The organism is Pseudomonas sp. NPDC087615 (assembly GCF_044743445.1).
GTDB lineage: Bacteria > Pseudomonadota > Gammaproteobacteria > Pseudomonadales > Pseudomonadaceae > Aquipseudomonas > Aquipseudomonas baetica_A.
The window spans coordinates 1-12,916 of sequence record NZ_JBIUWM010000076.1; the positions used below are offsets into that span (position 1 = coordinate 1).

Here is a 12,916-nt window from a genome sequence, read left to right on the forward strand (position 1 = left end):
CCTTGAACTATCGCTCTCCGAGGGAGTTCAGGCGCTTAGCGGCAGCATCAATTTAACGGGGAGTTGGTGTCCGGTTTGGTAGGGGCAAGTCCACATCCGACACTTCACTTACAGTCTTGAAAGCTCTCAATCCCTTGATTTATCTGGGTTTAACAGAAGATTGAAATCTCACTTACACTTCTTACATGTTTTTGAGAGTAGGACCGGAAAACTTTTTCCCCTCGTATAGGGGGTGTGTCTGATGCGCGGACACTCATTGCGGACTTGAGAAAACGGGCCTCTCAAGCATGTCGCTCACTCTCGCTGGCCAACCTGGTCGTCCGCCAGTTGTTGTAGGAATCAGCCCGCGACAGGGGAGAGCGGTTGGTGAGGTAGGTAAATTGCGGTTACGCCATTTTTACGCCACCCATAAAAAAAGGCCTTGCTAAGCAAGACCTTTCTTAATTTTGGTGCCCCGAGGGAGACTCGAACTCCCACTCCTTTCGAAAACGGATTTTGAATCCGCCGCGTCTACCAATTCCGCCATCAGGGCTCAATGGCGGCGAAGTATAGAGATGAGATTACCGTTGGTCAATCACGTTTCATGGTCAATTTTCGATATTTCCGCTAGACTTTCGGGCCCTGCTAGACGAACCCCATCATGCGCGTTGCTGACTTTACCTTCGAACTCCCTGATTCGCTGATCGCTCGCCACCCTTTGGCCGAGCGTCGCGGTAGTCGCCTGTTGACCCTGGATGGGGTTAGCGGCGCCCTCGCACACCGTCAATTCACTGATTTGCTTGAGCATTTGCGCCCGGGCGATTTGATGGTGTTCAACAATACCCGGGTGATTCCGGCGCGGCTGTTCGGGCAGAAAGCCTCCGGCGGCAAGCTGGAAATCCTCATCGAGCGGGTGCTTGATGCGCATCGCGTGCTGGCGCATGTACGTTCCAGCAAGTCGCCGAAGCCGGGTTCGAAGATTCTCATCGATGGCGGTGGCGAAGCTGAAATGCTTGCGCGCCATGATGCGTTGTTCGAGTTGGGCTTCGATGAAGAAGTGCTGCCGCTGCTCGATCGCGTCGGGCACATGCCGTTGCCTCCTTATATAGACCGCCCGGATGAAGGCTCGGATCGCGAGCGCTATCAGACGGTGTACGCCGAGCGCTTGGGCGCGGTGGCGGCGCCGACGGCGGGGCTGCATTTCGATCAGCCGCTGATGGAGGCGATTGCCGCCAAGGGCGTCGAGACCGCATTCGTCACGTTGCACGTTGGCGCGGGTACGTTCCAGCCGGTGCGCGTGGAGAAGATCGAAGATCACCACATGCACAGTGAGTGGCTGGAAGTCGGCCAGGACGTGGTTGATGCCGTCGCCGCTTGCCGTGCGCGGGGTGGTCGGGTGATCGCGGTCGGCACCACCAGCGTGCGTTCGCTGGAAAGTGCGGCGCGTGATGGCGTGCTCAAGCCGTTCAGTGGCGACACCGACATTTTTATCTTCCCGGGCCGGCCGTTCCATGTGGTCGATGCCCTGGTCACCAATTTCCATTTGCCGGAATCCACGCTGTTGATGCTGGTTTCGGCATTCGCCGGTTATCCCGAAACCATGGCCGCCTACAAGGCCGCCGTCGACAACGGTTACCGCTTTTTCAGCTACGGTGATGCGATGTTCATCACCCGTAATCCCGCACCTACTGCCCCTAAACAAACAGGCCCAGAGGAAACAGAATGAGTCGCGAATGTCGCATGTCCTTTGAGCTCCTGGCCACCGATGGCAAGGCCCGTCGTGGTCGCCTGACCTTCCCGCGTGGCACCGTCGAGACCCCGGCGTTCATGCCGGTGGGTACTTACGGCACGGTCAAGGGCATGTTGCCGCGTGACATCGTCGCCACCGGCGCCGAGATCATCCTGGGTAACACCTTCCACCTGTGGCTGCGCCCGGGTACTCAGGTGATCAAGGAGCACGGTGACCTGCACGATTTCATGCAGTGGAAAGGCCCGATCCTGACCGACTCCGGCGGTTTCCAGGTGTTCAGCCTTGGCGCGATGCGCAAGATCAAGGAGGAGGGTGTGACCTTCGCCTCTCCGGTGGATGGCGCCAAAGTGTTCATGGGCCCGGAGGAGTCGATGCAGGTTCAGCGTGACCTGGGCTCCGACATCGTGATGATCTTCGACGAATGCACGCCGTATCCGGCTGACGAAGACGTCGCGCGCGTGTCGATGGAGCTGTCGCTGCGTTGGGCTCAACGCTCGAAAAACGCTCACGGTGACAACACCGCGGCCCTGTTCGGTATCGTACAGGGCGGCATGCACCAGGATCTGCGCATGCGTTCGCTGGAAGGTCTCGACAAGATCGGCTTCGATGGCCTCGCCATTGGCGGTCTGTCGGTGGGCGAACCGAAGCACGAGATGATCAAGGTGCTGGATTATCTGCCGGGCATGATGCCGGCTGACAAACCTCGTTACCTTATGGGCGTTGGCAAACCGGAAGATCTGGTTGAGGGTGTGCGCCGCGGTGTGGACTTGTTCGATTGCGTGATGCCAACCCGTAATGCCCGGATTGGGCATCTGTTCATTGATACAGGCGTGCTGAAGATCCGTAACGCATTCCATCGCCATGATGAATCGCCGCTGGATCCGACCTGCGATTGCTATACCTGCCAGAACTTCTCCCGCGCTTATCTGCATCACCTGGACAAATGCGGCGAAATGCTGGGCAGTATGCTCAATACCATCCACAACTTGCGCCATTATCAGGTGCTGTTGGCTGGTTTGCGCGAGGATATTCTACAGGGTAAATTGGCCGCCTTTGTCGATGCCTTCTACGCCAAACGCGGGCTCCCCGTTCCGCCTTTGGACTAAGTTTTCTGACCCCAAGATTCAACATTTGCAACTGGAGTGCTAAATGAGCTTTTTTATCTCTAATGCCATGGCTGACGCTGCTGCACCGGCTGCTGCCGGCCCAATGGGCGGCGGTTTCGAGTGGATTTTCCTGGTCGGCTTCCTGGTTATCTTCTATCTGATGATCTGGCGTCCACAGGCCAAGCGCGCCAAAGAGCAGAAGAACCTGCTGAGCAGCCTTGCGAAGGGCGACGAAGTGGTTACCACCGGTGGCATCGCCGGCAAGATCACCAAAGTGGCCGATGACTTCGTGGTTCTGGAAGTTTCCGACACCGTGGAAATGAAGTTTCAGAAGGGCGCCATCGCCGCCACGCTGCCAAAAGGCACGCTGAAAGCGATCTAAGCAACAACTTCTACTCAATCGACGGGGCGCGCAAGGCGCCCCGCGTCATAACGGGCGGCGTGATGCTGAACAAATACCCTCTGTGGAAATACATTCTGATCCTGGCGGTGCTGGCGGTCGGTCTGATTTATTCCGCTCCCAATCTTTACCCCGATGACCCGGCTATTCAAATCAGCGGCGCCAGCACGGCTCTGCAGGTCAATCAGGCCGATCTGGACCGCGTAAGCACCGCGCTTCACGAGTCCGGGATCAACGTCAAGGCGGCCACTCTGGCGGCAAACGGCAAGGGCGGCCTGATCCGTCTGAGCAAGGCTGAAGATCAGCTGCCGGCCAAAGACGTTGTGCGCAAGGCATTGGGTGATGACTATGTCGTCGCGCTGAACCTGGCACAAACCACCCCGCAATGGCTGCGCAATCTGGGCGCGCACCCGATGAAGCTGGGTCTGGACTTGTCCGGTGGTGTGCACTTCCTGCTGGAAGTGGACATGGATAAAGCCCTCGATGCACGCCTGAAAGTCTACGAAGGCGACGTCAAGAGCCTGCTGCGCAAAGAGAAGCTGCGCTATCGCAGCCTGCCGCAACTGGGCGGTGCCATCCAGCTGGGCTTCGCTGATGAAGGCAGCCGCGAACAAGCCCGTGCACTGATCCGCAAGAACTTCAACGATTTCGACATTGTTCCGGCCGACCTCAATGGTCAACCGGTGCTGCGTCTGGCGATGACCCCGGCCAAGCTGGCGGAAATCCGTGAATACTCCATCAAGCAGAACTTGACCACGGTGCGTAACCGCGTCAACGAGCTGGGTGTTGCCGAACCGATTGTCCAGCGTCAGGGCGCCAACCGCATCGTGGTTGAGCTGCCGGGCGTGCAGGACACAGCCGAAGCCAAGCGTATCCTCGGCAAAACGGCCAACCTTGAGTTCCGTCTGGCGGCAGAGCCGGGCGCTTCGAAAGCCACCTCCGAGACGTTCGAGTTTCGTGAAGGCAATCGTCCTGCGGCGCAAATCGAGCGTGGTCTGATCATTACAGGTGATCAGGTTACCGACGCCAAGGCCGGTTTCGGCGAGCACGGTACGCCTGAAGTGAACATCCGTCTGGATGGACATGGTGGTGAGCTGATGAGCCGCGCGACCCGTTCGAACGTCGGTCGCAGCATGGCGGTGATCTTCATCGAGCAGCGTCCGGTCACCACTTACACCAAGCAAGTGGTTGGTGGCGTCGAGAAAGACGTACCGGTGCAGACCTTCAAGGAAGAGAAGAAGATCATCAGCCTGGCGACCATTCAGTCGCCGCTGGGGGCTCAGTTCCGCATCACTGGCCTGAACGGTCAGGGCGAGTCGTCCGAACTGGCGCTGCTGTTGCGTGCCGGTGGTCTGGCGGCGCCGATGTACTTCGCTGAAGAGCGCACCATCGGCCCGAGCCTGGGTGCTGACAACATCACCAAAGGTATTGATGCATCGCTGTGGGGCATGCTGTTTGTCTCGCTGTTCATCATCGCCATCTATCGCTTCTTCGGCATCATCGCCACTGTCGCTCTGGGCGTGAACATGGTGTTGCTGCTGGCGCTGATGTCGCTGCTGGGGGCAACGCTGACCCTGCCGGGTATCGCCGGTATCGTCTTGACCATGGGTATGGCGGTCGACGCCAACGTGCTGATCTTCTCGCGGATTCGCGAAGAGATTGCCGCCGGGATGACCGTGCAGCGTGCAATCAACGAAGGCTTCGGCCGGGCATTCACCGCGATTCTCGACGCCAACCTGACAACCTTGTTGGTCGGCGGGATTCTCTTTGCCATGGGCACAGGCCCGGTCAAAGGCTTCGCAGTGACCATGTCCCTCGGGATCTTTACCTCGATGTTCACGGCCATCATGGTGACCCGCGCGATGGTCAACCTGATCTTCGGCGGTCGTGACTTCAAGAAGTTGTGGATTTAAGGGGCTGCCATGTTACGTACAATCAACTTCATGGGCGTTCGCAACGTTGCGTTCGGCGTCACATTGTTCCTTACCGTGCTGGCCTTGTTCAGTGTCGCCACCAAGGGCATGAACTGGGGGCTGGACTTTACCGGCGGTACGCTCATTGAGCTGACCTACGAGCGTCCGGCCGATGTCACCAAGGTGCGCGAGCAACTGGTGGAGTCGGGTTACCACGAAGCCATCGTGCAGAGCTTCGGAGCAACCACTGATCTTCTGGTGCGTATGCCTGGCGAAGACCCGCAACTGGGTCATCAGGTGGCTGATGCTCTGCAGAAGGTCGGCGGCGACAACCCGGCGACGGTCAAGCGTGTCGAGTTCGTCGGCCCGCAGGTCGGTGAAGAGCTGCGCGACCAGGGCGGCCTCGGCATGCTGCTGGCGCTCGGCGGCATCCTGCTCTACCTGGCTTTCCGCTTTCAGTGGAAGTTCGCGGTCGGCGCCATTGTTTCGCTGATCCATGACGTGATCGTGACCATCGGTATTCTGTCGTTCTTCCAGGTCACCTTCGACCTGACGGTGCTGGCGGCGGTACTGGCGATTATTGGTTACTCGCTGAACGACACCATCGTGGTATTCGACCGGGTTCGTGAGAACTTCCGTGTGCTGCGCAAGGCGTCCTTGATCGAGAACATCAACATCTCGACCACTCAGACTTTGCTGCGCACCATGGCGACGTCGATCTCCACGTTGCTGGCGATCTCGGCTCTGCTGTTCTTTGGTGGTGACAACCTGTTCGGCTTCTCCATTGCCCTGTTTATCGGTGTTCTGGCGGGTACTTACTCGTCGATCTACATCGCTAACGTGGTGTTGATCTGGCTGGATCTGACCACTGAAGACCTGATTCCACCCGCCAACACCGACAAGGAAGTCGACGACCGTCCATAACGGCCATCGTTTTCCCGGTTGTCAGCCAAAAAAGGCGCGAGTTGAACTCGCGCCTTTTTTTATGCTCCAAGGCTGGGATAAGCGCGGGCCCGTCCCGCATGTGATGGTCAGGAGGTTCATGTGAACAAGTCGTTACTGGTTGGTGCGGTATTGGGTGCTGTCGGTGTAACAGCCGGGGGTGCTGTTGCCACCTACAGCCTGGTTAAAAGCGGCCCTGAGTATGCGCAAGTGCTGGCCGTTGAGCCGGTCAAAACACAGATCAAGACTCCACGTGAAGTCTGCAAGGATGTAACCGTGACCCGGCAGGCGCCGGTCAAGGATCAACACCAGATCCTCGGCACCGCTATCGGTGCGGTAGCGGGCGGTTTGCTGGGTAATCAGGTGGGTGGTGGCACCGGCAAGAAGATTGCCACGGTGGCAGGTGCGGTCGGCGGTGGTTATGCCGGTAACAAGGTGCAGGAAGGTATGCAAAACCGTGACACCTACACCACCACGCAAACGCGCTGCAACACAGTGAATGACATCAGTGACAAGGTTGTTGGTTACGACGTGCGTTATTCGCTGGATGGCAAGGAAGGCAAGGTTCGGATGGATCGCGATCCGGGCAACCAGATTCCGGTCGACAAGGAAGGTAAATTGATTCTGTCGCAGAATGGGTCGGGCCAATAATCGTTCGATCGTTTGAGATGAAGCACCCTGCGGGGTGCTTTTTTGTGTCCGCGATTCAGGTCGCGCCGTAAATCCCTTGTGGGAGCGGGTTTGCTCGCGAATGCTGTTTAATATTCAAAGTGGATGCTGAATGAATCACTGCTCTCGCGAGCAAGCCTGCTCTCACATTGGGTCTGTGGTGTGTCTGGAGGTCTAAGTCATGGGCATTAAAAAAGCACCCCGAAGGGTGCTTTTTGCGTTTCGCTAAAAGCTTAGCGCTTCAGCGAAGCCGGCAGGTGCGGCTGGATGGCCGTCAGAACTGCCTTGAAGCATTTGGTGTTACCGGCAACGATGTGGCCTTTTTCAAGGAAATCGTGACCGCCGGTGAAGTCGCTTACCAAACCACCAGCTTCTTGAATCAGCAGGGCGCCTGCAGCCATGTCCCACTCGGACAGGCCCGACTCCCAGAACGCATCGAAACGACCGGCAGCGACGTAAGCCAGGTCCAGACTTGCCGAGCCAGCACGACGTATGCCGGCAGTCTGGCCCACCAGGGCGCGGAACATGCCCAGGTAGTTGTCGAGGTTGTCCATCTGGTCGTCACGGAACGGGAAGCCGGTACCCAGCAGGGCACCGTCGAGGCTGGTACGACCGCTGACGCGCAGGCGACGACCGTTCAGTTGAGCGCCACGACCACGGCTGGCGGTGAATTCTTCCTGGCGAACCGGGTCCAGAACCACTGCGTGTTCCAGGCGACCGCGATATTTGCAGGCGATGCTGACAGCAAAGTGAGGAATGCCGCGCAGGAAGTTGGTCGTGCCGTCCAGTGGGTCGATGATCCACAGGTATTCTTCGCCTTCGATGCCGGTGCCGGCGTGCAGGCCAGTTTCTTCACCCTGGATCGAGTGATTCGGGTAAGCCTTGCGCAGGGCGTCGATGATTTTCTGTTCGGCGGCGCGATCCACCTCGGATACATAATCCTTGGCGTCTTTTTCGTCGACCTTGATGGTATCCAGGCGCTCGATGGAGCGGAAGATCAGTTCACTGGCGCTGCGGGCGGCGCGCAGCGCGATATTCAGCATGGGCTGCATGGATGTGTCACCTAAGGTTGTTAAAGAAAGCCGCGCATTCTATCAGAACTTTTCTTCAGGTGAAGGACGCTGTTCGCTTTCATAGCTTAACGGTAGGCTGTTCTGTAAGATTTGCACCCCTTCCCTGTGTCCGAGAGCGCCTCCCTTGCTGCAGAACATTCGTGTCGTCCTGGTCAATACCAGCCACCCCGGCAACATCGGCGGGGCTGCGCGCGCCATGAAAAACATGGGTCTGTCGCGATTGGTGCTGGTTGAACCGCGGCTGTTCCCGCATCACGAAGCCGATGCTCGTGCTTCCGGTGCCGGTGACATTCTTGAAAACGCGCAAGTCGTCGCCACTTTGGAAGATGCCTTGGTCGGCTGCAATCTGGTGCTCGGCACCAGTGCTCGTGATCGGCGCATTCCGTGGCCACTGCTGGATCCGCGCGAATGCGGCACCAAAGTGGTTGAGGAAGCCGGGCAGGGCGCCGAAATCGCCCTGGTGTTTGGTCGTGAAGATTCCGGCCTGACCAATGAAGAGTTGCAGCGATGTCACTTTCACGTGCACATCCCCTCCGATCCAGAGTTCAGTTCGCTGAACCTCGGCGCGGCGGTGCAGGTGTTGAGCTATGAAGTGCGCATGGCCTGGCTGGCTGCACAGGGTCAGCCGAGCAAGATCGAGAAAGAAGAAGTGGCCTCGGTGAAAAGCGCCGAGCTGGCGACCATGGATGAGCTGGAGCGATTCTATGAGCATCTGGAGCAGACGCTGGTCGCCATCGAATTCCTTGATCCGGAAAAACCACGGCACTTGATGGCGCGCCTGCGCCGGTTGTACGGACGCAGCTCGGTCAGCCGGGCGGAGATGAATATTTTGCGTGGCATTCTCACGGAAACCCAAAAAGCGGCCCGTGGTGAGCTTCTTAAGCGGAAGGACTAAATGATGTTTGAGCGTTTGCGTGAAGATATCCAAAGTGTGTTCCATCGAGACCCGGCAGCGCGTAACGCTTTTGAAGTCCTGACCTGCTACCCCGGGATGCATGCGATCTGGATTCACCGATTGGCCGGGATGCTCTGGCGCCATGATCTGAAATGGCTGGCGCGTCTGGTGTCGAACTTTGGTCGTTGGTTGACCGGGATCGAGATTCATCCGGGGGCGAAAGTCGGTCGACGATTCTTTATCGATCACGGCATGGGGATCGTCATTGGCGAAACCGCCGAGATTGGCGATGACGTAACCATTTATCAGGGCGTGACCCTGGGTGGCACCAGTTGGAATAAAGGCAAGCGCCATCCGACGTTGGGTGATGGTGTTGTCGTCGGTGCGGGCGCCAAAGTGCTCGGCCCGTTCACGGTCGGTGCGGGTGCCAAGGTCGGCTCCAATGCCGTGGTAACCAAAGAAGTGCCGCCGGGCGCCACGGTTGTGGGGATTCCTGGGCGAATCATCGTCAAATCCGATGAGGAGCAGGACGCCAAACGCAAGGCCATGGCCGAGAAGATCGGCTTCGATGCCTATGGTGTCAGTGAGGACATGCCTGACCCGGTGGCGCGTGCCATCGGTCAGTTGCTCGATCACCTGCAAGCGGTGGATGGGCGACTGGAAGGAATGTGCGGCGCGCTAAAGGATCTGGGCAGTAATTACTGTGCGAAAGATCTGCCTGAGCTGCGTGAAGAAGACTTTGCCTGTGTAAAAGACAAGGATCAGAGTCAGGCGAGCTAAACCGCGTCGTTTTCTTCGCGAGCAGGCCAGCGTTGGAATGCATTCCCTTGTGGGGGTGGACTCGCTCGCGAAGAACGATAACGCGGTATGTCTGGCTGTGCGCCGCCAGCCTTTGCTATGATGCGCGCGCTCTTTTGGGGGTAAACCCGACTAAAGCACTAGGTCTTATAGTTGACTTAAATGCTCGGGAATTGCATACTCCCGCCCATTCTGAACTCCGTGGTAACTGTCCATGCGACTGACTACAAAAGGCCGATACGCCGTGACCGCCATGCTCGACCTGGCGTTGCACGCGCAGCACGGGCCCGTGTCCCTGGCCGATATCTCCGAGCGCCAAGGGATCTCCCTGTCCTACCTCGAACAGCTTTTCGCCAAGCTGCGCCGCAGCAACCTGGTTTCCAGTGTTCGCGGTCCGGGCGGTGGCTACCAGTTGTCCCGCGACATGCAGGGCATTCAGGTCGCTCAGGTGATCGATGCGGTGAACGAATCGGTCGATGCGACCAAGTGCCAGGGCCAGGGCGATTGCCATTCCGGCGACACCTGTCTGACCCATCATCTGTGGTGCGACCTGAGCCTGCAGATTCACGAATTTCTGAGCGGTATCAGCTTGGCTGACCTTGTCACTCGCCGTGAGGTGCAAGAAGTAGCCCAGCGTCAGGATCAGCGTCGTTGCAATGGCAAGGCGCAGCACCTGGACAAGATTGAAGCGTCCGCCGTCGAATGACAGCCAAAGAGCTAGCGGCACGCCAGCCAGCCTGATTTAGGAGATAGTCCATGAAATTGCCGATTTACCTTGATTACTCTGCGACCACCCCGGTCGATCCGCGCGTTGCGCAAAAGATGAGTGAATGCCTGCTGGTCGACGGAAACTTCGGTAACCCGGCGTCCCGTTCCCATGTGTTCGGCTGGAAGGCTGAAGAGTCCGTCGAAAATGCACGTCGTCAGGTGGCCGACCTGGTCAACGCCGACCCGCGCGAAATCGTCTGGACTTCCGGTGCTACCGAGTCCGATAACCTGGCAATCAAGGGCGCGGCACATTTCTACGCCTCCAAGGGCAAGCACCTGATCACCTCCAAAATTGAGCACAAGGCTGTCCTCGACACCATGCGCCAACTGGAGCGTGAAGGTTTCGAAGTGACCTACCTCGATCCTCAGACTGACGGTCTGATCACTCCTGAGATGATCGACGCCGCGCTGCGCGAAGACACCATCCTCGTGTCGATCATGCACGTAAACAACGAAATCGGCACCGTCAACGACATCGCGGCCATCGGCGAACTGCTTCGTTCGAAAGGCATCCTGTTCCACGTTGACGCCGCTCAGTCCACTGGCAAGGTCGAGATCGATCTGCAGAAGCTGAAAGTCGACATGATGTCGTTCTCCGCCCACAAAACCTACGGCCCTAAAGGCATCGGCGCGTTGTACGTCAGCCGCAAGCCGCGTGTGCGCATCGAAGCGACCATGCACGGCGGCGGTCACGAGCGCGGCATGCGTTCCGGCACTCTGGCGACTCACCAAATCGTCGGCATGGGCGAAGCGTTCCGTGTGGCCAAGGAAGACATGGTTGCTGAAAACGTTCGTATCAAAGCCTTGAGCGATCGTTTCTACAAGCAGGTCGAACATCTGGAAGAGCTGTACGTAAACGGCAGTCTGACTGCCCGCGTTCCGCACAACCTGAACCTGAGCTTCAACTACGTTGAAGGCGAATCGCTGATCATGGCGCTCAAGGATCTGGCGGTTTCGTCCGGTTCGGCCTGCACCTCGGCATCGCTTGAGCCTTCGTACGTACTGCGCGCTCTGGGCCGCAACGACGAATTGGCGCACAGCTCGATCCGCTTCACCTTCGGCCGTTTCACCACCGAAGAAGAAATCGACTACGCCGCGCAGAAAGTCTGCGAGGCCGTTACCAAGCTGCGCGCTCTGTCGCCGCTGTGGGACATGTACAAAGACGGTGTCGACATTTCGAAAATCGAGTGGGCGGCACACTGATTTCAAGTCGCCGCGAACCGGCCCCGTCAACTCCGGTTGTGGGGCATAAAGAGCGACTCTCTGATGAGTGAGGATTAAGAATCATGGCTTACAGCGAAAAGGTCATCGACCACTACGAAAACCCGCGTAACGTCGGCAAGATGAATGCCGAAGACCCGGATGTCGGCACTGGCATGGTTGGCGCACCTGCGTGCGGCGACGTGATGCGTCTGCAGATCAAGGTCAACGATCAGGGCGTTATCGAAGATGCCAAGTTCAAGACCTATGGCTGCGGTTCGGCAATCGCTTCCAGCTCCCTCGCTACCGAGTGGATGAAGGGCAAGACCCTGGACGAAGCCGAAACCATCAAGAACACTCAGCTGGCCGAAGAATTGGCCCTGCCACCAGTGAAGATTCACTGCTCGGTACTGGCTGAAGACGCTATCAAAGCGGCTGTTCGCGATTACAAGCAGAAGAAAGGCTTGATCTGACTTTCAGGATTTGGCGACGAGTAAGGAGTCACCGATGGCTATCAGCATGACAGAAGCGGCTGCTCGACACGTGCGGCGCTCCCTCGACGGGCGCGGCAAAGGTGAAGGGATACGTCTGGGTGTTCGCACCACAGGCTGTTCCGGCCTTGCCTACGTGCTGGAGTTTGTCGATGAGGTGGTTGCAGAGGATCAGGTGTTCGAAAGTCACGGTGAAAAAGTGATTATCGACCCGAAGAGCCTGGCCTACCTGGACGGCACCGAGCTCGATTTCGTCAAGGAAGGGTTGAACGAAGGCTTCAAGTTCAACAACCCCAACGTACGCGGTGAATGTGGCTGCGGCGAAAGCTTCAACATCTGAGGCTTGTCGTGGGTATTCCTTGTCATTTCGCTTTATTCGAGCTGCAACCGAGTTTCCGTCTGGATCTCGAGCAGTTGGCCACGCGCTATCGTGAGTTGGCGCGCGGCGTTCATCCTGACCGCTTTGCCGACGCTTCAGAGCGTGAGCAGCGGTCGGCTCTTGAGCAGTCTGCGCGTCTTAATGACGCTTATCAGACGCTCAAGAGCCCTGCCCAGCGTGCGCGCTACCTGCTGAACATCAGCGGGCATGAAGTGCCGATGGAGGTCACGGTCCACGACCCCGAGTTTCTTTTGCAGCAGATGCAATGGCGCGAAGAGCTCGAAGACCTTCAGGACAGCGCCGACCTGGATGGTGTCGCCGTATTCAAGCGTCGCCTGAAAGTGGCTCAGGAAGAACTCAATGAAAGCTTCGCAGCCTGTTGGGATGATGCCGCGCGACGTGAGCAGGCCGAACGCCTGATGCGGCGCATGCAGTTCCTCGACAAGCTCACCTACGAAGTGCGCCAGTTAGAAGAGCGCCTCGACGATTAACCCAGTGCCGCTCCGGTCGCACGCCTGAGATCCAGATACGTCCTGATCACGAGGGCCCTACT

Annotated in this window: 14 protein-coding genes and 1 tRNA gene; 13 read left to right on the forward strand and 2 right to left on the reverse strand. The window is 58.1% G+C overall.

All coding sequences use genetic code 11. From position 1 onward, the window contains the following. Window positions 1–447 precede the first annotated feature (447 nt). A tRNA-Leu gene (locus ACIOU6_RS25355) sits at window positions 448–532 on the reverse strand. 108 nt (window positions 533–640) lie between these two features. On the opposite strand from ACIOU6_RS25355, the gene queA reads away from it, so the two are divergent. The 6 genes from queA to ACIOU6_RS25385 all read left to right on the forward strand — a co-directional run bounded on the left by queA (window position 641) and on the right by ACIOU6_RS25385 (window position 6,741). After that, window positions 641–1,705 carry a tRNA preQ1(34) S-adenosylmethionine ribosyltransferase-isomerase QueA gene (gene queA / locus ACIOU6_RS25360; protein WP_401139284.1) on the forward strand — a complete coding sequence of 355 codons (1,065 nt, stop codon included), beginning with the start codon at window positions 641–643 and terminating at the stop codon, window positions 1,703–1,705. A 14-nt stretch (window positions 1,706–1,719) separates the two neighbouring features. Continuing rightward, window positions 1,720–2,835: a tRNA guanosine(34) transglycosylase Tgt gene (tgt, locus tag ACIOU6_RS25365; protein ID WP_401139286.1), complete on the forward strand. Its 1,116-nt coding sequence runs from the start codon at window positions 1,720–1,722 to the stop codon at window positions 2,833–2,835. Window positions 2,836–2,878: 43 nt separating this feature from the next. Further along, window positions 2,879–3,217 carry a preprotein translocase subunit YajC gene (gene yajC, locus ACIOU6_RS25370; RefSeq protein WP_003227923.1) on the forward strand — a complete coding sequence of 113 codons (339 nt, stop codon included), beginning with the start codon at window positions 2,879–2,881 and terminating at the stop codon, window positions 3,215–3,217. Between the two features lie 62 nt (window positions 3,218–3,279). Then, a complete protein-coding gene (gene secD / locus ACIOU6_RS25375) occupies window positions 3,280–5,148 on the forward strand; it encodes a protein translocase subunit SecD (protein WP_221733366.1) in 1,869 nt (622 codons plus the stop codon). A gap of 9 nt (window positions 5,149–5,157) precedes the next feature. Next, the gene (gene secF, locus ACIOU6_RS25380; RefSeq protein ID WP_401139288.1) at window positions 5,158–6,072 is read left to right on the forward strand and encodes a protein translocase subunit SecF; all 915 of its coding nucleotides are present in this window, start codon (window positions 5,158–5,160) and stop codon (window positions 6,070–6,072) included. A 120-nt stretch (window positions 6,073–6,192) separates the two neighbouring features. Then, window positions 6,193–6,741, forward strand: coding sequence for a glycine zipper 2TM domain-containing protein (locus ACIOU6_RS25385; RefSeq protein ID WP_221733368.1), 549 nt, complete (start codon window positions 6,193–6,195; stop codon window positions 6,739–6,741). Between the two features lie 251 nt (window positions 6,742–6,992). Here the strand turns inward: ACIOU6_RS25385 and suhB are convergent, their stop codons facing one another. Continuing rightward, window positions 6,993–7,811, reverse strand: a complete 819-nt coding sequence (gene suhB, locus ACIOU6_RS25390; RefSeq protein WP_016773320.1) for an inositol-phosphate phosphatase — start codon at window positions 7,809–7,811, stop codon at window positions 6,993–6,995. A 145-nt stretch (window positions 7,812–7,956) separates the two neighbouring features. Between suhB and trmJ the strand changes: the two genes are divergently transcribed. From trmJ to hscB, 7 genes are all read left to right on the forward strand, one after another. Continuing rightward, entirely contained in the window at window positions 7,957–8,727 is a 771-nt protein-coding gene (gene trmJ / locus ACIOU6_RS25395; RefSeq protein WP_108226533.1) for a tRNA (cytosine(32)/uridine(32)-2'-O)-methyltransferase TrmJ, read from the forward strand. A gap of 3 nt (window positions 8,728–8,730) precedes the next feature. Then, complete coding sequence (cysE, locus tag ACIOU6_RS25400; RefSeq protein ID WP_221733370.1) at window positions 8,731–9,507, forward strand: serine O-acetyltransferase; 777 nt, start codon at window positions 8,731–8,733, stop codon at window positions 9,505–9,507. 232 nt (window positions 9,508–9,739) lie between these two features. Then, complete coding sequence (iscR, locus tag ACIOU6_RS25405; protein WP_009045442.1) at window positions 9,740–10,231, forward strand: Fe-S cluster assembly transcriptional regulator IscR; 492 nt, start codon at window positions 9,740–9,742, stop codon at window positions 10,229–10,231. A 50-nt stretch (window positions 10,232–10,281) separates the two neighbouring features. Beyond that, window positions 10,282–11,496 (forward strand): IscS subfamily cysteine desulfurase, encoded by a 1,215-nt coding sequence (locus ACIOU6_RS25410; RefSeq protein WP_221733371.1) that lies wholly within the window; start codon window positions 10,282–10,284, stop codon window positions 11,494–11,496. A gap of 83 nt (window positions 11,497–11,579) precedes the next feature. Further along, window positions 11,580–11,966 (forward strand): Fe-S cluster assembly scaffold IscU, encoded by a 387-nt coding sequence (gene iscU / locus ACIOU6_RS25415; RefSeq protein WP_003227907.1) that lies wholly within the window; start codon window positions 11,580–11,582, stop codon window positions 11,964–11,966. A 34-nt stretch (window positions 11,967–12,000) separates the two neighbouring features. After that, window positions 12,001–12,324 (forward strand): iron-sulfur cluster assembly protein IscA, encoded by a 324-nt coding sequence (iscA, locus tag ACIOU6_RS25420; RefSeq protein ID WP_003227904.1) that lies wholly within the window; start codon window positions 12,001–12,003, stop codon window positions 12,322–12,324. A gap of 8 nt (window positions 12,325–12,332) precedes the next feature. Next, window positions 12,333–12,854 (forward strand): co-chaperone HscB, encoded by a 522-nt coding sequence (gene hscB / locus ACIOU6_RS25425; RefSeq protein ID WP_401139292.1) that lies wholly within the window; start codon window positions 12,333–12,335, stop codon window positions 12,852–12,854. The last annotated feature ends 62 nt before the right edge of the window (window positions 12,855–12,916 follow it).